We start from the raw sequence: 21,206 nt of genomic DNA on the forward strand, positions 1-21,206 counted from the left end.
GTAAAAAAGGAGGTATGCCCGATGAACACGACATTGAACGGACACTATGAGGATATTGATCAGGCAAAAAACACCGAAGAGGATTTGCTCGCGACGGGACTGCCCCGGGAATCAGTCTATGTGGACAAGGAAAACAAAGTAATCAGGGTGATGATTCCCTCGGAGGAGGAGCGGGAAGTCCGCGAAATCTTCGACCGGCACCGCGTTACCTATTGAGAGGGCTGGACCCCGGCCAACAAGTGGTCGGGGCCCTGTTGCTCAGCCGGTCCGACCGAATACTCGTTCGAAGAAGCCCACCTCCCTGGTGTCGGGGATGGGTAAAGTGTCCAGTTCCGCCATTGCGCGCCGCCAGAAATGTTCCGGGTTATCCAGTGAAGCTACTTTGCTTCGTTCCTCGGCGCTGAACGAATTGTGTTCCCCTCCAATGCCGAACGCCATGAGTTCCTGAGTCCACAGGTAGATCGCTGCTCGAACGGTTTTGAGGACGCCGGAGTATGTATCACGGCTGACATTGATCGCCAGCTCGGCGCTCAGGTTGATCCGGGATTGCAGGTCCGCCATTTCTGCGGGAGGCAGGGGGACCCTGTTGCCATTGCCTTTTTTGCAGTTTAAGCAGATTTTTTCCAGTGTCTTGACGCCATCGTCCAGGTCCAGGCGGCCATGATCTGCTTTCTGTTGGTCATCCACTGGGGCGGGAATCCAGCCGTACTGGGGCGAGCGGGCAACGATGTGGCCAGGAAGTTCCCGTCGATAGGGAGGCGTTGGTGTACTCTCGCTGTAGCCTTCGAACTCGGTGCGTAGCCAGGTGGCCATTTTGCGGTGACGAATCATCATCGCCAGGGTAATGGCAGAGGGCATCATCCCCTCCAGAAGCTCATTGGCATCCCGTGTTCGTTCCTCCAGGTGATTCACTGGTGCGGGCATTCCGGATCTCCTCATGGATAAACGGCAGCGCTGGCTGCCTTGTTGTTTTTGTTGGTGGTCCCGTTTTCTATTGCGCAGGCTATGGATGAAAAGTAGTCAGGAGGTGAACAATCGTCCATAGTAAAACATGAGTGTTTTGTTACTGAAGGTAAGGCAGGATCTGTCGCCTTGAGGCTTGGCAATGCTCAGCGGAATCGGGGGAATGCCATGAACGAATCCGACTTTACATCACGCAGGATGTCGATGGTGGAGCTTCAGATCCGGGGCAGGGGGATTACCTCGCCCCTGGTGATCGAGGCCATGCGCCGAGTTCGACGGGAGCGGTTTGTACCAGAGGATATGGAGCAGTTGGCCTACGAAGATGGGCCACTCGCGATCGGGGAAGGACAGACCATTTCCCAGCCTTATGTGGTGGCGTTGATGGTCGACGCTCTCAATTTGCAAGGGGGAGAAAAAGCACTGGATGTGGGCACCGGGTCTGGCTATGGGGCTGCAGTGCTGGGCTGTATCGCCGGTGAGGTTTTCGGTATTGAACGACTGCCGGCACTGGCAGCACATGCCCGTGAGGTATTGCGTGCAGAAGGATTCAGCAACGTCCATGTGTACTGTGGCGATGGCTCCCTGGGAATGCCGGAAATGGCACCTTTTGACGGCATTGTAGTCGCCGCTGGCGGCCCGTCGGTCCCGCAGGCATTGAAGGATCAACTGACCGTGGGTGGTCGCCTGGTCATGCCTGTTGGCGGTGAGCACATCAGCCAGGACCTCGTTCGCATAACCCGGGTGTCGACGTCCGAGTACGAGCGCGAGAGCCTGGGCGGTGTGCGATTCGTCCCTCTCCTGGGAGAACAGGGCTGGCCCGAAGGGAGTGCCTAGTCCTCAGCCCGTTGCGTTGGTGCTCTCGAAGATCTTGTCCGCGGAGGCGGCAACAAAACCCGGATACAGTTTGCCACTGGCATCGGGATAGCGCAGTGCAAACTCATAGAAACAGCTGGGAATGGCCTCCGTACGGTCAGAAAACCGAACCGGCACCCTGTCCGCCATGGTGGAAGACTGCTCCAGGAGTTCCTCCGGTGATCCCTTGATCTCCCCGCCGGAGCTGTTCACCCGATAGCCGTTGTCTTTCAGTAACTGGTTAATCTCGGCCACCGTATGATACTGGCTGAGCTGATTGACACTGACGGTGAAGTGGTTGGCGCGGTAACCCCAGGCGGCCAGCCACGCGGCATACTCACTTTCCTGCAGCAGGGCCTCATAAGTGGCATAGTCCACGCTCCAGTGTCGTCCTGAATACAGGAAGTTATCCGCGAGCACGTCCTCCGGGTCGACCTGAGACACCATTTCACCGGCAATGGCCTGTAATTCTTTTGAGCACTGCTCAGTCAGGAGTTCCGATATGAACACTTTGGGAGCCAACGGATCCGGGTGCTCATAATGCCGGGCGTAGAGTTTTTTGGCGTCGAAATGGTACTCACCACCCTGATAGTAACCGAGAGACGTAAAGTGTCTTGCCAGTGCCTCCAGGCCCACGGGCGCCAGGTTGAAGGTGCGCAGGGCGATATGATCGTTAACAATGCTCTGACCCTCCGCGGCTCCAAGGATGCGGTGTATTTCCTCGGCCGAAGGTGTTACCTGGCGGTAGCTGTCCCACAAATGTTGAAACAGTGCGTTCCGATCAGTGTGCATACAGGACCTCCGATGAGTTGATGTGTGGGTTGGCTCCAGCTTTCCCGGTGGTGGCCAGTGGCAAAACGTGCGTCATGCCGCCGTCCGACAGGCCCAACTGACGGGCCAGGGATTCCGGCACAGAAAGCAGGTTGTGATGGGGCAGCCAGGCCGCTGCGCTGGTGACTGTGGCACGGAAATCCGATACAGCAGTATTGGCAATCAGCATAGCATTGTCGCGGTTGCCCGGGTGATTGCGGGTAATGGCGGGCATGGAGTCATCAACAACCTGGACGCGGCAGCGGGTGGACAGTCTGCTGCTGGTGATCTCGTTCAGTTGTGCTTCCACCGTGGGGCCTGCGTCAAACAGGTCGACGAACCCCGTGTGCCGGAATCCCTCCGCTTCCAGCATCTTCAGCGCCGGTCGTGTCTGCTCATGAACCTGGCCGATGACCCGGATTGCTTCGGTGGGCATCGTCGCCGTGGTCAGTGGTTCCGCGGGCAACAAGGCGTCCAGCAGCTCAGGCGTGGCTGCACCTGCCAACCGGGTGACGGTGGCAAAGTCCAGGTTGCCCGCGCGGGGCTTCAGCCAGTTCCAGAAAGGAGACTGGCCACTGGCATCCGAGACGCCCCGCATCTCGGCAATGATCGTGGCGGAAAACCGAAGCGGGTTCTGGGCCATGAACAGGAACCGCACTTTCGACAGCAATTTCCCAGCGTTGGCCCGGCGGTATCTGGGGCGCAGATAGAGGCTACAGATTTCGGTGCAGCCGGTGTAATAAGTGCAACGGGTCAGACGTTCACTCCCTGAAAGTGAGCCGGGTTCGGCTTGCCGCCGGAAGTGGCAGAGCGGCCTGTCATACCCCGCGGACGCTTCGATACCGGTTGTACCCATGATGTCGCCGGTTGTCTCATCTTCCAGGACAAAGAGATAGTGTTCGTCGCCTGGCTGGTGAAGCTCCCGTCGGAAGCTGTCTATGGCGTGCCTGACCTTTCTTTCCAGGTAGACCCGGTCGTCAACCAGAGACGTGAACCCGGGGCCGGATTCCCGTGCAATCTCGAGCAGTGCTTTCAGATCTTTGTGCTGGATTGGGCGGATAATCATGGCCAGTCCCCGCATAGTGGATGGTGTGTCTGTTGTTTTAATCTCTTGCGGATCAGTATGTAAGCGGAGCGCGGTAAGTTGTAGTGGCAAATTGATCGAAATAATGGAAAGATTTAGCAAAATGCTGGTATGAGTTTTCAATATGCTGAATAAGCAGGACCAAAGGCTGCTGTTGTTGTTACGACAGAACGCTCGAACGAGCATCTCGGACCTGGCGCGGGCCCTCCACTTGTCACGGTCAACGGTCCAGAATCGGCTGGAACGTCTGGAGAGCAGTGGGGTAATTAAGGGCTATTCCGTGCAGTTGGGGGATGCTTACGTTGCCAATCAGGTCGAGGCTCATGTGTCGATCAAGGTCTATCAAAAACTGACAGCCCGAACCAACGCGTCTCTGGAAAGTATCAGTCAGGTATCGCAACTTTTTTCAGTGAGCGGGGAGTATGATCTGATTGCGATTGTGCAGGCGCAATCGCTGGAGGAGTTGAGTACGGTCCTGGATGAAATCGGCAATCTGGAAGGGGTTGAGCGAACCAATTCGGCGGTGGTTCTGGAAACCCGTTTTCGCCGTTAGTCGTTACCTGAGCTCGTCCCTGAGCATGTTATCCGGCTTTATTCTGGTGGAACCCTTTATTCTGGCATATTGCTCTGGTTCAGCAGTGACGGCTTCTTCAGGGCCTTGCCAAACAGTTCCTTCTCTTCAGCGATGGCCAGCGCTGCTTTCTCTGCCAGGTGTTCATCCATGCCTTCAACCCGCGACTGCAGGAACTGGGTAATCTCCTCTGCCAGTTCCAGGACCTTATCTCTGGCATCGGCTTCCGCCTTGGATGAGAACAGCAGGGTATCCGGGTGTTTCAACGCCATCTCCAGTCCATCCCTTTCCGAGTAATACAGTGCTTGTACAGCCATGAATCTCTCCATTGGGCACCCACACGCAGGAATCGGGTGTGGGTGATTGTTTACGTATGGCGTGAGTGTACAACACGGAGGCTGTATATGTATACAGTGGTGGGTCGGGCTGGCGAATGATGGGTCACACCGGCGACATGGTAAAGCCCTGAGCAGGGAAGTGAACATGAAGCAGACCCGTGCGTGGGTGCTCGCGCTCAAGGACGATGGTGTCGTCATCGCCGAATACCAACACACCTTGCACGGGCTCCCGGCCATAGTCGTCCGGTTTTACGACAACAGCCTGTCCGGTCAGAGGGTGCTGGGAATCCTTGTCTGGTCCTCTGGGTGCGCTGTTTCTGGCAATGTCCAGGGCCTGATCCTCGGTAATATCAGAGGGGCGTCCATGACCAAAGGCTCTCATGCGGGCCATCCAGTCCCGGACGCGGGGATAGTCCCTGAGCCAGGGCTTACCGGCCAGGTCGCACACAAACCAGAGTCCGTGATAGGCGGAAAAATCGGCAATGCAGGGAGAGTCCCCAAACAGGAAATCCTGCTCCAGCATGGACTCCATGTTTGCCATGTGGGCAAGGACCAGCGCCTTGGCTTCCGGTCCTCGGGCGGCCTTTACCCGGGCTTTACGGCCCATATTGATGCGATCCTTCAGGAACCGGAAGGCGTTCAGCAATGACGTCTCTTTGATCAGTTTTTTCAGCATGCGGCCATCACTGGCGGCAATCACACAGGCCAGAAACAGTTCGAGGTCTGTCTCCCGCACGAAGCCCTGAATATCAGCTGATTGCTGCTCAAGCACCAGTTCATTGCGGCCGGTCAAGCGAGCGATTTCAGCCGATATGCTACGGCTGTCACAGAATATATCGGCACCATTCTGGGCCACCGGAATCTTACGGTAACCGCCGGCAATGATCTCAAGGGTGGGGCGAGGAGGCATCTCCCTGACAGTGACAGATTGCCAGTCTAGGCCGGCGTAGCCGAGCATGACCCGGATTTTCTCCGAAAACGGAGACATGGCGTAGTGGTAGAGAACAAGTTCGTGCATCAGGACGTTAATAACCCCGTAGAAGCGCAGTAAATGAAGGCAGCAGAGCCTATCAGAATAAGCCCCCAGGCTGGGAAAATAAGAGACGAACGGGCAGTGGTTTTCATAGGCATCTCCTGCAATGACCTTTGTACTACGCACAGCCTTTCAATGTAGACCATTCTGACAAAGTGTCACGAACCATGGGCGGGGTCGCGGCATCGAGTACGAATCGGCCATTAGGAGAGGCACGTCCGGCTATTGAGGAAAGCTGAAATACCGGTAGTATGCATTGAAAACAGAATAAGAACCGATGGTCTTACAATAACAACAGGGAGCCGTAAATGGCTGTAGAAAGCGAGAAGCAGACGTCACTCCATTGCCTCTACCACTGGGCGAGGCACATTCCAGATAACGTATACCTGACTCAACCGTTCCCCGATGGCCGGGTTGAAGACATTACCTGGAAGCAGGCGGCTGACCAGGTGTCACGCATGGTTTCACACTTGAACAGCCTTGGTCTGCCCGAGCGTAGCAATATAGCCATTCTGGGAAAGAACAGCGCTCACTGGATTCTGTCTGATCTGGCAATCTGGGGGGCGGGCCATGTTTCCGTACCTCTTTACCCGACACTGAACGGTGATACCGCTGCCTATGTCCTGGAGCACAGTGAGGCGAAGCTGCTGTTCCTGGGCAAGCTTGATGGCACGGCCGACGGCTGGAACGATATAAAGGGGCATATCCCCGAGGATTTGCCGATCATCTCCCTGCCATTGTCTCCACGGGATGACACGCCAAAGTGGGTGGACATCATTGCCCAATGTGAGCCGGCGGAGCCGAAACTGCCGCACCCGGACGATCTCGCCACCATTGTTTACACCTCCGGCAGTACCGGGCGCCCGAAAGGCGTCATGCACAGTTTCCGCACCATGATTTCTGCGGCCCACGGTTTACAGCAGTTATTTCCGGTGAGTTCGGACGAGCGCATGCTGTCTTACCTGCCGCTGGCTCACGTGGCGGAACGGGCGGCGGTGGAAACCCAGTCGCTCTACTATGGCTTCCATCTGTATTTCGCCAACTCGCTGGATACGTTCCAGGAAGACCTGCAGCGGGCCCGGCCGACGTTGTTCTTCTCGGTACCGCGCCTGTGGATGAAGTTCTACCTGGGCGTGAACGCCAAGCTGCCCCCGAAAAAGCAGAGGCTGTTGTTCAATATTCCCATCCTCAAGGGCATGGTGAAGAAAAAGGTGCTCAGGCAGCTGGGGCTGGATCACTGCCGTGCCGCACTGACCGGCGCGGCTCCCTTGTCAGCGGAGATAATTGACTGGTATCGGAACCTTGGCCTGGAGTTGCTGGAGGTCTACGGCATGTCGGAGAACTTCGGGTACTCCCATGCCAACCGGCCTGGTCAGGCAAAAGTCGGCACCGTTGGCATGGCCAATCCCGGCGTGGAACATCGTTTGGGAGACGGCGGTGAAATTGAGGTCAAGAGCCCTGGGCAGATGCTGGGTTACTACAAGAATGAAGAGAAAACCCGGGAAGACGTCACCGATGACGGCTTCCTGAAAACCGGTGACATGGGAGAAATCGATAACGACGGTTGTCTGCGCATTACCGGTCGGGTGAAAGATCTGTTCAAAACGTCGAAGGGCAAGTACGTGGTGCCCGTGCCGATCGAGAACCGTTTCAATCATCCGAAGGCGGAAGTGGTATGCGTTGCGGGTGCTAACCAGCCACAGCCGTGCCTGATGGTGTTGCTGTCGGATGAGGCAAGGGCCGAGCTTGAAGCCGGTGGCAGCCGTGGCGAGCTCGAACAGGAGCTGGCACATGAGCTGGATGCGGTGAATGCGCTGTGCGAAGGCCACGAAAAGCTGGCGTTTGTGGTGGTGGTGAAAGAGCCGTGGACCATGGAAAACGGTATGCTGACTCCCACCATGAAGATCAAACGCAACGTAATCGAAAACTACTACAACCAGAAAATGGATGAGTGGTTCGGCCAGAGGGCCAAGGTGGTCTGGGAATCCTGAGCCCATAACGTAAAACACCGGTGGCCCGCGTTTGCGTTGCCACCGGTGTTTACAAATTCCTTTTCTACGTCCCTGTTTACTTCACTTCGAACTCACTGAGCATTGCCTGCAGTGTCAGTGACCGCCTTGGGGCACCTGCGGCATGTCCGGAGTTGCAGTCCGGGCTTTCCTTCCCATAATGCGCATCTTCCTGCTAATCAGTTGAACCGCCTGCTTTGCTGCAGCACGGGTATACTGGCGCCTGACCTCAACACTGTTGTGGAGGATGCTGGACGGCAGGGGTTGAACGGTTGCGATATGTCTTGGTGTCATAGCGCCTTCCTCCTTTTGATCTGATGGATTGATTAGCGATCTATCTTTAATTTATATGCAATTCTAAGGGTTCTTTTTTGCAGTTTGAATACGTTAAAATCCGTACTCACGTTGCAAATATGCAGTAATTATGGACTGGGATTATCTTCGATACATACACGCACTGGCAATAGGCGGAACGCTCGCCAAAGCCGGAGAAATACTGGGTGTGCACCAAACCACTGTTTTAAGACGACTTGATCAGATGGAAGAGTCGTTGGGTGTGCAGTTTTTTGAACGCAACAGGGATGGGTTACAGCTTACGCCGGTGGGGGAGACGGCATTTCGGGAAGCCGCCCGGCTCTCCACCGAGATGGAAAATCTCGAACGCAAGCTTGTAGGGCAGGACTCTGCCCCTGTAGGCAAAGTGCGTCTGGCCGCCGAAGACCCCATGATGAACGAGCTGCTAAGCCCGATTCTGGCTGAGCTGGTGCGCGAGTTCCCGGACATTGAGCTGGAACTCCTGACGGATAACGATGTGGCCAATCTCAGTCACCGGGAAGCGGACCTGACCCTGCGCCCGGAAAACAAACCCCAGGCAACGCTCGAGGGGGAGCGCATTGCCGCCGTCGAGTCAGCGGTCTATGGCTCGGCACGATACTGCCGCCGCAATCGCAACATGGATGTTGAAAATCGCCCGGAAGAGTGTGTCTGGATTATTCCCGATGAGACCTTCAGCCATCTGGCGACCGGTCGCTGGTATCGCAAGCACCTGAAGAATGTGTCATCGGTTATTCGCTGCAACAGCCTGCAGTCCATGCATGCCCTGGCCAGGGCCGGTGCCGGTCTTGCGGTATTGCCCTGCTACCTGGGAGAAAGCACCCGGGAGTTGCGGCGCCTGTCCGACCCTCTGGAAGGTGAGAGTGTGGATCTGTGGCTGCACGTCAATCAGGACACCCAGCAAATGGCCCGGGTTCGTATCGTGATGGAGTATCTGGTGGACCGCCTTCAGTCGCTAGAGCCGGTGATTGAGATCAGTACGACGTTCTAGCTAGCCGCAGAATGGCCAGAACTGGTACCAGCGCCAGCACTGGAACTCCTGCTCGCAGGTTTTGAGCTGGTTATCGTAGCGGAAAGCCCGGGTTTGCACCCGGGCAGCCAGGTCAACCACGTCGGGTTTGGCGTCGTAACTCCGGCGTGCGTAGCCCGTTCTGCCCTCATGGTAGGCCAGATACAGCTTTTGCGGGTTGTAGAATGAAACGCCCAGCTTTCGATTGGTCAGGTAGTTGTACCAGCCGACAAAATCGAGCGCGTGTTCCATATGGGTACGTACCACGAACAGGCCGTCTCCGTTAGCTTCCCGGTACTCTCCCCAGGCCGGATCCAGTGCCTGGGCGTAACCGTAGGCGGTTGTGGGCCGCGTCCAGGGGATGACCCCCCATAACTTGGTTCGTGGTGGTCGCGCGTGGCTGCGGAATGAGGACTCGTAGTAAACGAAGGCCATCTGGGTAGCGATGGGCGTGCCCCACTTCTCTTGCGAGGCTTTGGCATAGTCGTACCAGACTGGATGTTCACGGAAAATCTCGCAGACATTGTCCTGCCGCAATGGTGGAGCGGGAGCCAACAGACTGAATCGCAGGGTTGCCCAGGTGGCGACAACCAGTCCCAGGGTTGGCAGGCCAAACCACTTGAGCCGCGACTTCCAAACATTAAGACGTTTTTTGCGCTTCCTCATGGGCTGGAGAACCACGACTTCCTTTCACCATACCAATTTGTCATCAAACTCCCCTCGTAATGGCTTGCAGGCGGCAAGTTCGTCATGGCATAAACCGCCCATCAATCATTCCGGATGATAGGCCATGAAAGCATTTTCCCAAATTAAACCCGTTTTAGTATCCATCGCCTTGCTTTGGGGCACCGCCCACGCTGCCCCTTCCGCGGAAACCGTGCTGGAGGCTTCACCCATTGATGACATCGTCGCCCAGTACCCGGCGATGATGAGCCAGGGCATCCGCCAGGGTCTGAAGCAAAGCGGGCGCATACCTCCTTTCGCTGCTGATTCCATCGGCCATGTGGTGAGCAGTAGTTACAGCGCTGCGGAGATTCAGGCGCGGATTATTTCCGGCCTGGAGACGTCTCTCAGTGATGAGCAGTTACAGTCGGTCATGGAATGGTACGAAACCCCCGTGGCGAAAAAGATTGCGAAGGCGGAAGTGGCCGCCTCACGGCCGGAAGCCTGGGTGGAGATTCAGGCCCGGGCGCCGGAGCTGAATCGTCAGTTCCGCGGCAGTGAGCGCGCGGGGATGTTTGACCGTTTTGATAAGGCATCCCGGGCAACGGAGAGTGCAGTGGATACCTCCATTGCCGTGCAACTGGGGCTGGCGTCGGCGTTGGCTGCGTTCAAGGGTGACAATGCCGCTTCCTACGATCAGATCAAGCGTCAGATTGAGGGCCAGCGCGGCATGCTGGAGGGCATGGTGAGCCAGCAGGTGTATGACAGCTACCTGTTCACCTACCAGAATGTCAGCGCCGCCGAACTGGGCCTGTACATCCAGTTCCTGGAGAGTGATGCGGGATCACAGTTCTCACGGGTGGTGACCAACAGTATCCAGCAGGCGATCACTGATCCCATCGAGTCCATCGGCAGTCAAATGGGGAGAATGCTCAGCCCGGCCAACTGAGAGTGTGTAAATAGTTGAATAACTCATCATTTGGGTCCACCCTCAAGTAGAGGGCTATGCTTGAGGAGTGCCCAGATGGACTTTAATGCGTACCAGAAAGTGTTATCCGGTACCGCCAGAGGTAAAGAATGTCCGTTTCCACCTGAAGAGTTCGAGCAGCGACTGGCTCGGGTTCGTGCCCGCATGTCGGAAGATGATGTCAGTGCTCTGTTATTGACGGATCCTGCCGATATTTTCTACCTCACTGGCTACAGCACCTTTGAGGTGTCGGTGCATGTTGCACTGGTTGTGACGCCTTCCGATTTACTGCTCCAGGTGCCGTCCATCGAGATGGGACCGGCCATGGTGACCACAAGGGTGGCGCGCGTGGTCGGCTATCGTTGGGAGGGTATCGGAGAGGTCCTGATACCCTTGGTTGAAGCGCTGACCGGCTATGAGGACCGGGTAGGTGTCGATTTCTGGCACGGCTCCCTGCGCCATGGGGTCATTGAAGGAATTCGGGCGCGCCTGTCAGATGTCCGTTTTGTGGACAGTGGGGCACTGCTGAAAAAGATCCGCAAGGTGAAGTCTGCCGCCGAGCTGGAGTACCTGCGGCAAAGTGCCGGCATCACGGCGATCGGGTTGGAGGCGGCTGTTTCAGCGATTCAGCCCGGAATGACTGACAATGATATTGCCGCGATCGGGGCGGAAGCCCTGTTGTCCGCTGGCAGCGAGTTCATGAGTATGCAGCCCATCGTCACGGTGGGTTCCCGAAGTGGGGTGATTCACGCCAACCACAAGCGACAACCGGTGGGAGCCGGAGATGTGGTGTTCCTGGAATTCGGTGCCGCCTGGCAGCGTTATACCGCCCCCATGATGCAGACGGTCGTAGCGGGGGAGCCGACCCGGCATATGCAAAAGGTTTTCGATGGTTGTCGCCAGGTGGTGGATGCTCTGCTAGCGAACATCCGGCCCGGAGTCACCTTCGACTTTGCGGCGCAGGCGGCCGAAAGGGCATTGGCGCCACTGGCCAAAGAGGTCTTTTTTTCAGGGGTATTTGGCTACACGGTCGGGGCACAGTTTCCGCCTTCCTGGGTTGAAGGGTCCGGGTTTATTGCCCGGGGACAGTCGTCCGCGTTCCAGCCAGGCATGGTCTTCCACCTGCCCATTTGTCTGAGAGTGCCTGGGCAATGGGGTATTGGCTGCAGTGAGACCGTTGTGGTGACGGACAAGGGATCGGAGTGCCTCACCGATAACCCCTGGAGATTGTCACCGCAACCGTAAGTCCAGCAGATAAATCGTTCTCGGTGCGGGTAGCCGGGTCGTAAAAATCCCCAGTCTCCGGATGTTGTCCATGTTCATGGAACGGTTGTGCGGTGCGTTCTCAATATCCCTCAACTCCAGCGTGAAGGTATTGAGCCCCGGCTCCAGCAACAGTTGCGCATTGAACCGGTCTCGATAGACATTGCTGCCGCGCTCATGCTCCACATCGTTGACTCTCAGTGTCAACGGAAGATCTGTCTCATCCGGGTTAAACAGGGTGACCGTCAGTTGGTCATAGCCGCGCCAGTCGACAGGCAAATTGTCCAGGGTGACCCCGGAATACAGGCGGGTACTCAAGGAGATTTTCAGGCTCTGTCCGTTGATGTCGCTGTGGGCATCTGACGGTGTCAGATTCCCCCGCCACAATGTCAAAGGGTCGGTACGACTGAAGTCATACAGCAGCGGTAGCTGTTGGTTGATCTGGAACTGCTTCACAGCGACGCTGCCGGTTAAGCCCAGCTCGAAAACGACCAGTACAACCGCCATCAGGGTCCGCATGCGCTGACGTGCGTTGAGACGCGAGGCAGACGTAAAAACAGGGTGGCAGGCCAGAACCAGCCAGGTGCCCACCAGGTTCCGCCAGACATCATGCCAGTCGTCCTGTCGCCCCAGCCCGGATTGCAGAAATTCAATAACGAGGCCGACTGCCAGCACAAGCGTAGTTGTCGCTAGCCACAGTTGTCGCCCCCTGAGCCAGCGCCAGGGTTGGATGGCGTAGGTCAGAAGTGCAAAGTACAGGATGTGGCCCAGATTCCATACGGATTTGTGCACCGGGCCAGAGCTCCAGTCCGGGCCACCGATGAAAAACAGTGGGGCAATCACCAGAGTGCCCGCAAGGGCCAGCCATCTCAGTCGCCGGCCTTCGTGGGCATTCATGGATACGGTATCGGGACCCATTAGCTCCGGCTGGTCACTTCCAGCAAGTGGTAGCCGAACTGGGTCTTGATGGGACCGATAACGGTGTTCAGGTCACTGCTGAAGACAGCTTTGTCGAATTCGGGAACCATCTGGCCAGGGCCGAACGAGCCCAGGTCACCACCGTTACGACCGGAAGGGCAGGAAGAGTGTTGCTTCGCGACTTCGGCGAAGTCCTGACCGCCTTCGATGGCTTTCTTCAGTTCTTCGCATTTTGCTTCGCTGTCTACCAGGATGTGGCGTGCGGTTGCCTGTGTCATGGCTGTTGTCCTGTTGGTTTCAATGAATGTGCACTACAGGGTAGGAATGCTGCCCGCCTGGCGGGCCGGAGGCAAGTGCTTTTTATCCGTGTTTCTTCTGTCTCACGGTTGGCTTGCCAAACCTGTACAATACCGGGTTTTCTTAGCCGGCGTGGCCGGCCCTCACATAGACAGGTCTGTTTCTTGATTTCCACCGCTAATATCACCATGCAATTCGGGGCGAAGCCCCTGTTTGAAAACGTATCCGTCAAATTCGGTAATGGCAACCGCTATGGCCTGATCGGCGCCAATGGCTGTGGCAAGTCCACGTTCATGAAAATTCTCGGTGGCGATCTGGAGCCCTCCGGGGGACAGGTTATGCTGGAGCCCAACACCCGTTTGGGCAAGCTCCGCCAGGACCAGTTTGCCTATGAAAGCTGTTCGGTGATGGACACGGTAATCATGGGGCACGAGGAGCTGTGGAGCGTCAAGAAAGAGCGTGACCGCATCTATTCCCTGCCGGAAATGAGCGAGGAAGACGGCATGGCGGTGGCGGATCTGGAGGTGCAGTTCGCCGAGATGGACGGCTACACGGCGGAATCCCGCGCCGGTGAACTGTTGCTGGGACTGGACATTCCCCTGGAGCAGCACGAGGGGCCGATGAGTGCACTGGCGCCGGGCTGGAAGTTGCGGGTATTGCTGGCCCAGGCGCTGTTCTCTGACCCTGACGTGTTGCTGCTGGATGAGCCGACCAACCACCTGGACATCAATACCATTCGCTGGCTGGAAAACATTCTGGTGGCTCGCAACAGCACCATGGTCATCATTTCCCACGACCGTCACTTCCTGAACAGCGTCTGCACCCACATGGCGGACCTGGATTACGGTGAATTGCGGCTGTTCCCGGGTAATTACGACGAGTATATGACCGCCGCTACTCAGGCCCGCGAGCGGATGATGGCAGACAACGCCAAGAAGAAGGCGCAGATTGCCGAGCTGCAGCAGTTTGTCAGCCGCTTTTCTGCCAACGCGTCCAAGGCCAAGCAGGCGACGTCTCGCGCCCGCCAGATCGACAAGATCCAGCTTGAAGAAGTGAAGCCTTCCAGTCGTGTGAGCCCGTTTATTCGTTTTGAACAGACCAAGAAGCTGCACCGCCAGGCTGTGACTCTGAAGGATCTGACCAAGGGGTTTGATGGCGAGCCGCTGTTTAACAAGCTCAACCTGCAGATCGAAGCGGGTGAGCGGGTGGCGATCCTGGGCCCGAACGGTATCGGCAAGACGACGCTGATGCAGTGTATGGCCGGTGCCCTGGCGCCGGACAGTGGCGACGTCAAGTGGACGGACAGTGCCCAGGTCGGCTATTACGCTCAGGACCATTCTGCGGACTTCGCTGAGGACATGAACCTGACTGACTGGATGGCTCAGTGGACCACCGGAGGTGAGCAACTGGTTCGCGGTACCTTGGGGCGCATGCTGTTTTCCGGGGATGATATTGGCAAGATGGTGAGTGTGATTTCCGGTGGTGAGCAGGGGCGTATGCTGTTTGGCAAGCTGATTCTGCAGAAGCCGAATGTGATGCTGATGGATGAGCCGACGAACCACCTGGATATGGAGTCCATTGAGGCGTTGAATCTGGCGCTGGAGAATTATCCGGGGACGTTGGTGTTTGTCAGCCACGATCGGGAGTTTGTTTCCTCTTTGGCGACCCGGATTATTGAGCTTAAGGCCGATGGCATAACGGACTTCAGTGGGTCTTATGATGATTACCTTCGGAGTCAGGGTTACCTCTGATTTTGTTTGGACTATGGGTGGTGGCGGACGGGTGGGTAGGCCTTTCCAAAACACGCTCCTTCGGCACATCCGTGTGACGCTTGGGCTCCGCCATCCATGGCTCCGCACAGTTTTGGAAAGGCCTACCCACCCGTCCGCTCATACCTTTGAGTGGCCTTCGAACAAACCGGGGAAACAGCGTGGCTGAGACAGAGATTGTTAACGCGACCCGCAAATGGGTCGAAGATGTAGTTGTCGGCCTTAATCTGTGCCCGTTTGCCAAACGGGAGCTGGTCAGGGACCGGGTTCGGTTTGTGGTATCGGATGCGCAGACCGAGGACGAGCTTCTGCAGGCACTGCATGCCGAGCTTCAGCGTCTGGAGGACGAGCCGGATGTTGAAACCACGCTGCTGATCCATCCGGGTGTGTTGCAGGATTTTGCGCCTTACAATGAATTTCTGGACGCGGCGGATGGGTTGTTGGTGTATCTGGAGCTGGAAGGCGTTTACCAGGTTGCCAGTTTCCATCCGCAGTATCAGTTCGGTGGCACTCAGCCGGATGATGCGGAGAATTACACCAATCGATCGCCATTTCCTATGCTGCATCTGCTGCGGGAAGAGAGTCTTGAACGGGCGATTGAGGGTTATCCCGATCCGGAGGGGATTCCGGAGCGTAATATCCAGCGGGTAGAAGAGCTGGGTGTTGAGAAGATGCGGTCTTTGCTGGCCGCCTGTTTCCGTGAGGAGTGTGATGATGGAGAATCCGGAGGTGGCCGGCCAGCAACTGGCTGAGTTCATCCATAGTTATCCCCGCCTGATGATTCTCACGGGCGCGGGTGTCAGTACGGATTCCGGTATTCCCGATTATCGCGATCACGAGGGGGCCTGGAAGCGCAGGCAACCGGTGCAGCATCAGGAGTTTATGGCCAGTGTGGATGTGCGTCGTCGTTACTGGGGGCGTAGTCTGATTGGCTGGCCGGTGATTCGTAATGCCCGTCCCAATCCTGCTCATCATTATATTTCCGATCTCGAGCTACTGAATCACAGCACCCTGGTGGTGACTCAGAACGTGGATCGTCTGCATCAGCAGGCGGGCACGCGGGCGGTTAATGACCTGCATGGTCGTGCGGATCAGGTGGTCTGCATGGAATGCGGGTATCGCTGTGAGCGGGATGAGGTGCATGATCGGTGCGCCGATCTGAATCCGGGTTTTCGTCACTTTACTGCGCAAACGGCTCCGGACGGGGATGCGGATCTGGAGGTGGATTTTTCGGAGTTTCGCCTGGCGGATTGCCCCCGGTGCGATGGGATTCTCAAGCCGGATGTGGTGTTCTTTGGGGATTTCGTGCCGAAAGAGCGGGTGACAACAGCGTTGGATACTCTCAGGGCCAGCGACGGTTTGCTGGTGATTGGCTCATCCCTGATGGTGTATTCCGGGTTCCGTTTTTGCCGTTATGCCAAGGAGTGGGGCAAGCCTATCGCGGCATTGACGCGTGGTCGTACCCGTGCGGATGAGATGGTCGAATTGAAACTTGATGCCGGAATCGGCGAGACCCTTAGGGCCTCGCTCGACCGGCTTTAACAGGCGGGCTTCAGTCGTAACCGAGCTGCTTGCGCCACTTCCGCAGCAGGAAGTTGGTGTCGTGCTGCCAGGGGTGGAAGCTTGGCTTGAAGTAGTCCAGGTACTCGGGAATGATCGCAGTGAACATGCCATTCGGGCCCCAGACGCGGTTCAGGCCCTTGGCCCAGGAGCGCAGGTTCAGCAACTGCTTGTCTTCGCGCATCAATTCCACGATGAAGGAGTGGATCGCGACCATGATCAGGGTAGTGATCAGAGCCATGGTGCCCATGCGGATAGCGTAGTCCACCACACCTTTGTCATACAGCGTCTCGTAGGTGTCGAAGGCGACGGCCTTGTGCTCGTTCTCTTCGATGCAGTGCCAGGCCCACAGGGTGCGCATGGAAGGATCGATGGCCTTGACCAGGTCTTCACGCTTGAGCAGCTGTGCGGACAGGATGCCGGTGAAATGCTCCAGCGCTACGGTCGCGGCCAGGTGAACCCGCTTGTTGTTCAGCCCCGGCAGATTCTTCACTGACAGGAAGTTGCGGGTCCAGCCTTCCAGTTTCTTGATATCAAAACCCTGGTTGATCGCACCTTCGTTGAAGTGACCATGCTCTTTCGCGTGCATGGCTTCCTGGCCGATAAAGGCGCCGATGTCTTTCTGCAACTGGGGATCGTTGATCTGATCACGCACTGCGCGAACACTGTCCACGAAGAAGCGCTCGCCATCCGGAAACAGCGCGGACAGGGCGTTGAACAAGTGTGTCATGAAAGGGTCACTGTCGACCCAGTGCCGTGGCACTTCATCAAAACCGAAGTCCTGGCGACGTACGGGAAACGATGCGGTTACTGCAGTCATGGTGTGACCTCTCTGATTCATTGTTCGATAAGGCCAACAATACGGCTATTGAGCTCGATCCGTCTGGTTATAAAGGGACAGAATCCGGTCATTGCCGAAAAAAAACAGGGATCAAAGGAGTTGAGCCAGAGGAGAGGGGAGGCGGCTAATGCCGCCTCCCCGCGGCGTTACAGCAGGTTATAGATAAATACCACCGCGACCGCGACAGGGGTAACAAAACGGACGGTCACGAACCACAGGTTGAACATGGCCGGTGACAGCGACAGCTCCTTCTCCATGGCCTGACGGGACATCACCCAGCCCGCGAACAGGGCAACCAGCAGTCCGCCCAGCGGCAACAGGATGTTGGCGGTGAAGAAGTCCAGCAGGTCGAAGATGGTCTTGCCTTCCAGCATCGGCACAAAGCCAAGAGGCGCGAAGTCGGCCCACAGGTTCAGGGACAGGATCGAGGCTATGCCCAGTGCCCAGCAGACAAAACCCGCACCCAGGGTGCTGACCATGCGGTTCATGCCTTTCTGCTCTTCCAGCCATTCCACGATGGGCTCCAGCAGGGAAATGCCTGAGGTCCAGGCGGCGAAAATCAGCAGCACGAAGAACAGGGTGCCAAACAGTGAGCCCATGGGCATCTGGCCGAAGGCCAGCGGCAGGGTCTGGAAGATCAGGCCGGGGCCTGCGCCCGGTTCAAGACCGTTGGCGAAGACAATCGGGAAAATGGCCAGGCCGGCCAGCAGGGCAACGCCGGTATCGATCACCGAGACGGTGATGGATGTCTTGGCGATGGAGATTTTCTTGGGCAGATAGGAGCCGTAGGCCATCATCACCGCCATACCCAGGCTCAGGGTGAAGAACGCGTGGCCGAGGGCTACCAGAATACCGGACGTGGTCAGTTTGGAGAAATCCGGCTGGAACAGGAAGGCGGCAGCCTGACCGAAGTGCCCGGTAGTCATCGCGTAGCCCACAACGATCAGCAGCAGAACGAACAGCGCGGGCATGAGGATACTGACCGCCCGCTCCAGCCCGGAGCGCACACCCCGTGCAACCACAAACATGACCAGCGCCATGAAAAGGGTGTGCCAGGCCAGCAGGGTTCCCGGGTTGCTGAGCAGCCCGGAGAAGATAGCCCCAACCGCGTCGGCGGATTGCCCGGAAAGTTGGCCGCTGGCCGTGGTGCCTACGTAGGAAATGGCCCAGCCGCCAATCACCGAATAGAACGAGAGAATCAGGAAGCCTGCCAGGACACCCACGGCGCCTACCAGTTTCCAGGCGGGCTTCAGGCCATCCCGTTGGGTAATCGCACGCAGACTGTTGACCGGACTGTGGCCGCCGCGCCGACCAATCATGACTTCCGCCATCATGATGGGGATGCCGACAATGGCGATACAGAGAAGGTAAACGAGAACAAAGGCGCCGCCGCCGTTCTCACCGGTTACATAGGGGAATTTCCAGATATTACCGAGGCCAACGGCAGAACCGGTGGCGGCGAGGATAAAGGCAAGACGCGATGACCAGAGTCCGCGTGTGGCGTTGGAGCCTTCCAGCTCCCCGGAATAGGTGGCGGATCCTGACTGTGATACAGACATAGCTGTCTCCTGCTTGGTACTTGTTTTTGTTGGGGAAGCAGAGGCCGCGAATGGCTCGCGGCCTCAAAGACATGGCCCCGGTGTATTACCCGGCATGGGCCAGATGTTCCGACATCGCATCGGCGCGGGCGGAGTGTTTGCGGAACCGCTCCTCGGCCAGTTCGTTGGCAATGGCCCCGGTGGGTGTGCCGCTGCGGTCGGAGCGGGTAAAGATTTCGTTCAGCGTGTCGCCGATGGTTTCTACATGGGCGCAGACCGTCTCAGGGGGTGCACCGGTTCGCTCGTAGGAGACATCAATGATGCCGCCGGCATTGATGGCGAAATCCGGAGCATAGAGAATGCCGCGATCCATCAGTGCCTGATCGTGGTCCGGGCGTTCCAGCAGGTTGTTGGCAGCGCCGGCGACGACAGTGGCCTTGATCTGGGGAATGCTGTCATCGTTCAACACCGCGCCCATGGCACACGGGGCAACCACGTCCACCGGTAGAAACAGGATGTCCTCTGCGGTGGCCGGTTTGGCACCCAGTTCATCAATGGCTCGTTGCATGTTGTCGGCGTGGATATCGTAGACCCACAGCTCGGCTCCGGCCTCTTTCAGGTGTCGGGCGAGGCGAAAGCCCACGTTTCCGATGCCCTGGATGGCTACCTTGAGTCCCTTGAGGTCGGACCGGCCAAGTTTATGTTTTACGGCTGCTTTCAGGCCAATGAAGGTGCCGTAGGCCGTGGCCGGTGAGGGATCGCCATTGCTGGGCTTACCGTCGAAGCCGATGTGCTGCGAAATCCCGGCCACATGGCGGGTATGTCTGCCCATGACCTTCAGATCGGGCACGCTGGTGCCGGAATCCTCGGCCGCGATGTATCGGCCACCCAGGCTTTCCAGGTGGCGGCCCATGGCCTCCATCAGCGTTTCTGTCTTGTCTTTGCGCGGGTCACCGATGATGACGGACTTGCCTCCACCCAGATCCAGGTTCGCCAGGGCGGATTTGTAAGTCATCCCCTTGGACAGGCGCAGGACATCCCACACGGCTTCCTCGTCGCTGGCATACGGGAACATGCGGCAACCACCCAGAGCAGGTCCCCGGGAGGTATTGTGAATGGCAACAATGGCTTTGAGTCCTGATTCCGGATCGCAGAAGAAGGACAGGTGTTCGTGGTTATCGAACTCGGGATGGCTGAATACGTTCATGGCGTTTCACCTCTCTCTGAAGGCCACCGCTACCCTTTTGGGGTCTGCGGTAACCGGTTTTGTTAGGAATTAGACAGCAGCACTGGCAAATGGTTGATGTCAGAATATGCCTGAGGGCAGCAGCGATTACAGAGTTGAGCAGAGTGTCACAGGGATAATTGCCGGGAACCGGGGAGGGTTCTGGCTGCGCGTGCAGGAGAGGCTTGTCCGCTGAAAGTGCGGAATTGAACATGTTGAAATCCTCTTCCGACTCGCCGGGTCGCGGCATGAGTGGATGTATTGTTCTTGTCGTCCGGCTTGTGGCCGGCGGTTTGATTTCAAGTGCCCATGTTTCCCGGTTGGGGAAAGCCCTTTTGGGGCTGGACGGAAAATAAACTAATTTCTTTTGACGTAAACGTCAACTTCAATTTTGCGTTTCAGCACAACGCGTCACGGTAAAGCCCTTACAAAGTTCTGTGTTAAGTGGAAAAAAGGCCGTTAGAGGAATTTGCCATATCAGGAGCCTGCTTATCCTGAATCGATTTGAGCAATACAGAGGAACGGGGGTTGGTTGTTTTATAATCAAGTCATAGTTTCGCTCCACCTGTGATGAGTGAAGGGGGAATTATGAAACGGCTATTTTATCTGGTGGATTCCATCGACAGTGTTCAGAGTATTTCCGATGATCTCCACCAACGTGGTGTTACGGATTGGCGATTTCACATCGTCAGTAAAGATGAAGCAGGTCTTTACACCCACCGTCTGCACTCTGCCAGTGTGCTGGACAAGACCGACCTGCCGAGGTTTGTCGAGCGTGGAATGCTGATCGGGGCATTGTTCGCCCTGTTTTTTGTGGTTCCACTGGCCCTGTGGGGCGGTCTTGAATGGCCGATGGCGGCCTACGTCGCCATGGGGGCATTTGCGATTGTCGCTGGTGGCTGGCTGGGCGGCTTCGGTGGTATCAGTACCGAGAATTACCGGATAAGGAAGTTCCATGGTGATATCGAAGCGGGCCGCTACCTGGTCATGGTGGATGTGCCGAAGAAACATGTGGCACAAATGGAAGAGTTGATGGCCCTGAATCACCCGGAAGCGGAACTGCAGGGTGAAGGCAGTAGTGTTAACAACCCGCTGGCAGGGGCCGATGGCAAGATTCACGTGGTGCATTAACGACGGCGTCGAACGAGGGCTTCGGCATTTAC

Annotated in this window: 23 protein-coding genes; 11 read left to right on the plus strand and 12 right to left on the minus strand. The window is 57.0% G+C overall.

All coding sequences use genetic code 11. From position 1 onward, the window contains the following. Positions 1-21 precede the first annotated feature (21 nt). Positions 22-216, plus strand: coding sequence for a hypothetical protein (locus tag Q0Y21_RS03185; protein WP_297791461.1), 195 nt, complete (start codon positions 22-24; stop codon positions 214-216). 42 nt (positions 217-258) lie between these two features. Here the strand turns inward: Q0Y21_RS03185 and Q0Y21_RS03190 are convergent, their stop codons facing one another. Further along, positions 259-924: a hypothetical protein gene (locus tag Q0Y21_RS03190; RefSeq protein WP_297791463.1), complete on the minus strand. Its 666-nt coding sequence runs from the start codon at positions 922-924 to the stop codon at positions 259-261. 207 nt (positions 925-1,131) lie between these two features. On the opposite strand from Q0Y21_RS03190, the gene Q0Y21_RS03195 reads away from it, so the two are divergent. Beyond that, the gene (locus tag Q0Y21_RS03195; protein WP_297791465.1) at positions 1,132-1,797 is read left to right on the plus strand and encodes a protein-L-isoaspartate(D-aspartate) O-methyltransferase; all 666 of its coding nucleotides are present in this window, start codon (positions 1,132-1,134) and stop codon (positions 1,795-1,797) included. Positions 1,798-1,800: 3 nt separating this feature from the next. Here Q0Y21_RS03195 and Q0Y21_RS03200 read toward each other — a convergent pair whose 3' ends face one another. Continuing rightward, positions 1,801-2,607 (minus strand): DUF1338 domain-containing protein, encoded by an 807-nt coding sequence (locus Q0Y21_RS03200; RefSeq protein WP_297791467.1) that lies wholly within the window; start codon positions 2,605-2,607, stop codon positions 1,801-1,803. Then, entirely contained in the window at positions 2,597-3,691 is a 1,095-nt protein-coding gene (locus Q0Y21_RS03205) for an arginine N-succinyltransferase (protein ID WP_297791469.1), read from the minus strand. Before Q0Y21_RS03205 ends, Q0Y21_RS03200 begins: the two co-directional genes overlap by 11 nt. 142 nt (positions 3,692-3,833) lie before the next feature. On the opposite strand from Q0Y21_RS03205, the gene Q0Y21_RS03210 reads away from it, so the two are divergent. Then, the gene (locus tag Q0Y21_RS03210) at positions 3,834-4,262 is read left to right on the plus strand and encodes an Lrp/AsnC family transcriptional regulator (protein ID WP_297791471.1); all 429 of its coding nucleotides are present in this window, start codon (positions 3,834-3,836) and stop codon (positions 4,260-4,262) included. A 56-nt stretch (positions 4,263-4,318) separates the two neighbouring features. Here Q0Y21_RS03210 and Q0Y21_RS03215 read toward each other — a convergent pair whose 3' ends face one another. Together Q0Y21_RS03215 and Q0Y21_RS03220 are read right to left on the minus strand one after the other, a co-directional pair. Beyond that, complete coding sequence (locus tag Q0Y21_RS03215) at positions 4,319-4,597, minus strand: YebG family protein (RefSeq protein WP_297791473.1); 279 nt, start codon at positions 4,595-4,597, stop codon at positions 4,319-4,321. Positions 4,598-4,721: 124 nt separating this feature from the next. After that, the gene (locus Q0Y21_RS03220; RefSeq protein WP_297791475.1) at positions 4,722-5,636 is read right to left on the minus strand and encodes a glutathione S-transferase family protein; all 915 of its coding nucleotides are present in this window, start codon (positions 5,634-5,636) and stop codon (positions 4,722-4,724) included. A gap of 323 nt (positions 5,637-5,959) precedes the next feature. Here Q0Y21_RS03220 and Q0Y21_RS03225 point away from each other — a divergent pair, with 323 nt between their 5' ends. Continuing rightward, complete coding sequence (locus Q0Y21_RS03225) at positions 5,960-7,642, plus strand: AMP-binding protein (RefSeq protein WP_297791477.1); 1,683 nt, start codon at positions 5,960-5,962, stop codon at positions 7,640-7,642. 114 nt (positions 7,643-7,756) lie between these two features. On the opposite strand, the gene Q0Y21_RS03230 is transcribed toward Q0Y21_RS03225, so the two are convergent. Next, a complete protein-coding gene (locus tag Q0Y21_RS03230) occupies positions 7,757-7,954 on the minus strand; it encodes a hypothetical protein (protein ID WP_297791479.1) in 198 nt (65 codons plus the stop codon). A 130-nt stretch (positions 7,955-8,084) separates the two neighbouring features. Between Q0Y21_RS03230 and Q0Y21_RS03235 the strand changes: the two genes are divergently transcribed. Continuing rightward, a complete protein-coding gene (locus Q0Y21_RS03235) occupies positions 8,085-8,984 on the plus strand; it encodes a LysR family transcriptional regulator (protein WP_297791482.1) in 900 nt (299 codons plus the stop codon). Here the strand turns inward: Q0Y21_RS03235 and Q0Y21_RS03240 are convergent, their stop codons facing one another. Then, positions 8,985-9,668, minus strand: coding sequence for a lysozyme-like domain containing protein (locus Q0Y21_RS03240; RefSeq protein ID WP_297791484.1), 684 nt, complete (start codon positions 9,666-9,668; stop codon positions 8,985-8,987). A 124-nt stretch (positions 9,669-9,792) separates the two neighbouring features. Here Q0Y21_RS03240 and Q0Y21_RS03245 point away from each other — a divergent pair, with 124 nt between their 5' ends. Both Q0Y21_RS03245 and Q0Y21_RS03250 read left to right on the plus strand, forming a co-directional pair. Continuing rightward, positions 9,793-10,614 (plus strand): DUF2059 domain-containing protein, encoded by an 822-nt coding sequence (locus Q0Y21_RS03245; protein ID WP_297791486.1) that lies wholly within the window; start codon positions 9,793-9,795, stop codon positions 10,612-10,614. A 75-nt stretch (positions 10,615-10,689) separates the two neighbouring features. Then, positions 10,690-11,877, plus strand: a complete 1,188-nt coding sequence (locus Q0Y21_RS03250; protein WP_297791488.1) for a Xaa-Pro peptidase family protein — start codon at positions 10,690-10,692, stop codon at positions 11,875-11,877. Here Q0Y21_RS03250 and Q0Y21_RS03255 read toward each other — a convergent pair. Next, a complete protein-coding gene (locus Q0Y21_RS03255; RefSeq protein WP_297791489.1) occupies positions 11,863-12,813 on the minus strand; it encodes a succinyl-CoA synthetase subunit beta in 951 nt (316 codons plus the stop codon). The two genes, Q0Y21_RS03250 and Q0Y21_RS03255, sit on opposite strands and share 15 nt — an antisense overlap. Then, complete coding sequence (locus Q0Y21_RS03260; RefSeq protein ID WP_127333342.1) at positions 12,813-13,091, minus strand: peptidylprolyl isomerase; 279 nt, start codon at positions 13,089-13,091, stop codon at positions 12,813-12,815. The genes Q0Y21_RS03255 and Q0Y21_RS03260 overlap by 1 nt, the downstream gene beginning before the upstream one ends. Positions 13,092-13,274: 183 nt before the next feature. Here Q0Y21_RS03260 and Q0Y21_RS03265 point away from each other — a divergent pair, with 183 nt between their 5' ends. The 3 genes from Q0Y21_RS03265 (at position 13,275) to Q0Y21_RS03275 (ending at position 16,421) form a co-directional block, all read left to right on the plus strand. Next, the gene (locus Q0Y21_RS03265) at positions 13,275-14,861 is read left to right on the plus strand and encodes an ABC-F family ATPase (RefSeq protein WP_297791494.1); all 1,587 of its coding nucleotides are present in this window, start codon (positions 13,275-13,277) and stop codon (positions 14,859-14,861) included. A gap of 179 nt (positions 14,862-15,040) precedes the next feature. Beyond that, complete coding sequence (locus tag Q0Y21_RS03270) at positions 15,041-15,631, plus strand: DUF1415 domain-containing protein (RefSeq protein WP_297791496.1); 591 nt, start codon at positions 15,041-15,043, stop codon at positions 15,629-15,631. Then, on the plus strand, positions 15,591-16,421 hold the full coding sequence (locus Q0Y21_RS03275; RefSeq protein WP_297791498.1) for an NAD-dependent protein deacetylase: 831 nt from the start codon (positions 15,591-15,593) through the stop codon (positions 16,419-16,421). Before Q0Y21_RS03270 ends, Q0Y21_RS03275 begins: the two co-directional genes overlap by 41 nt. A 10-nt stretch (positions 16,422-16,431) precedes the next feature. Here the strand turns inward: Q0Y21_RS03275 and Q0Y21_RS03280 are convergent, their stop codons facing one another. From Q0Y21_RS03280 to Q0Y21_RS03290, 3 genes are all read right to left on the minus strand, one after another. Next, positions 16,432-17,259 carry a metal-dependent hydrolase gene (locus tag Q0Y21_RS03280; protein ID WP_297791500.1) on the minus strand — a complete coding sequence of 276 codons (828 nt, stop codon included), beginning with the start codon at positions 17,257-17,259 and terminating at the stop codon, positions 16,432-16,434. Positions 17,260-17,426: 167 nt separating this feature from the next. Next, positions 17,427-18,839 carry a sodium-dependent transporter gene (locus tag Q0Y21_RS03285; protein WP_297791502.1) on the minus strand — a complete coding sequence of 471 codons (1,413 nt, stop codon included), beginning with the start codon at positions 18,837-18,839 and terminating at the stop codon, positions 17,427-17,429. Between the two features lie 85 nt (positions 18,840-18,924). Beyond that, entirely contained in the window at positions 18,925-20,025 is a 1,101-nt protein-coding gene (locus tag Q0Y21_RS03290) for a Glu/Leu/Phe/Val dehydrogenase (RefSeq protein WP_297791504.1), read from the minus strand. A 606-nt stretch (positions 20,026-20,631) separates the two neighbouring features. Here Q0Y21_RS03290 and Q0Y21_RS03295 point away from each other — a divergent pair. Next, positions 20,632-21,174 (plus strand): hypothetical protein, encoded by a 543-nt coding sequence (locus Q0Y21_RS03295; protein ID WP_297791506.1) that lies wholly within the window; start codon positions 20,632-20,634, stop codon positions 21,172-21,174. The last annotated feature ends 32 nt before the right edge of the window (positions 21,175-21,206 follow it).

The sequence above is a fragment of the uncultured Marinobacter sp. genome, assembly GCF_947259545.1.
Classification (GTDB): Bacteria; Pseudomonadota; Gammaproteobacteria; order Pseudomonadales; family Oleiphilaceae; genus Marinobacter.

Coding starts and splice junctions, on each gene's coding strand:
- Q0Y21_RS03230 (WP_297791479.1), bottom strand. CDS start 7,954: ATGACACCAAGACATATCGCAACCGTTCAACCCCTGCCGTCCAGCATC.
- Q0Y21_RS03200 (WP_297791467.1), bottom strand. CDS start 2,607: ATGCACACTGATCGGAACGCACTGTTTCAACATTTGTGGGACAGCTAC.
- Q0Y21_RS03285 (WP_297791502.1), bottom strand. CDS start 18,839: ATGTCTGTATCACAGTCAGGATCCGCCACCTATTCCGGGGAGCTGGAA.
- Q0Y21_RS03245 (WP_297791486.1), top strand. CDS start 9,793: ATGAAAGCATTTTCCCAAATTAAACCCGTTTTAGTATCCATCGCCTTG.
- Q0Y21_RS03295 (WP_297791506.1), top strand. CDS start 20,632: ATGAAACGGCTATTTTATCTGGTGGATTCCATCGACAGTGTTCAGAGT.
- Q0Y21_RS03255 (WP_297791489.1), bottom strand. CDS start 12,813: ATGGGTCCCGATACCGTATCCATGAATGCCCACGAAGGCCGGCGACTG.
- Q0Y21_RS03225 (WP_297791477.1), top strand. CDS start 5,960: ATGGCTGTAGAAAGCGAGAAGCAGACGTCACTCCATTGCCTCTACCAC.
- Q0Y21_RS03185 (WP_297791461.1), top strand. CDS start 22: ATGAACACGACATTGAACGGACACTATGAGGATATTGATCAGGCAAAA.
- Q0Y21_RS03205 (WP_297791469.1), bottom strand. CDS start 3,691: ATGATTATCCGCCCAATCCAGCACAAAGATCTGAAAGCACTGCTCGAG.
- Q0Y21_RS03210 (WP_297791471.1), top strand. CDS start 3,834: ATGCTGAATAAGCAGGACCAAAGGCTGCTGTTGTTGTTACGACAGAAC.
- Q0Y21_RS03190 (WP_297791463.1), bottom strand. CDS start 924: ATGCCCGCACCAGTGAATCACCTGGAGGAACGAACACGGGATGCCAAT.
- Q0Y21_RS03290 (WP_297791504.1), bottom strand. CDS start 20,025: ATGAACGTATTCAGCCATCCCGAGTTCGATAACCACGAACACCTGTCC.
- Q0Y21_RS03195 (WP_297791465.1), top strand. CDS start 1,132: ATGAACGAATCCGACTTTACATCACGCAGGATGTCGATGGTGGAGCTT.
- Q0Y21_RS03275 (WP_297791498.1), top strand. CDS start 15,591: ATGATGGAGAATCCGGAGGTGGCCGGCCAGCAACTGGCTGAGTTCATC.
- Q0Y21_RS03280 (WP_297791500.1), bottom strand. CDS start 17,259: ATGACTGCAGTAACCGCATCGTTTCCCGTACGTCGCCAGGACTTCGGT.
- Q0Y21_RS03260 (WP_127333342.1), bottom strand. CDS start 13,091: ATGACACAGGCAACCGCACGCCACATCCTGGTAGACAGCGAAGCAAAA.
- Q0Y21_RS03240 (WP_297791484.1), bottom strand. CDS start 9,668: ATGAGGAAGCGCAAAAAACGTCTTAATGTTTGGAAGTCGCGGCTCAAG.
- Q0Y21_RS03220 (WP_297791475.1), bottom strand. CDS start 5,636: ATGCACGAACTTGTTCTCTACCACTACGCCATGTCTCCGTTTTCGGAG.
- Q0Y21_RS03235 (WP_297791482.1), top strand. CDS start 8,085: ATGGACTGGGATTATCTTCGATACATACACGCACTGGCAATAGGCGGA.
- Q0Y21_RS03250 (WP_297791488.1), top strand. CDS start 10,690: ATGGACTTTAATGCGTACCAGAAAGTGTTATCCGGTACCGCCAGAGGT.
- Q0Y21_RS03215 (WP_297791473.1), bottom strand. CDS start 4,597: ATGGCTGTACAAGCACTGTATTACTCGGAAAGGGATGGACTGGAGATG.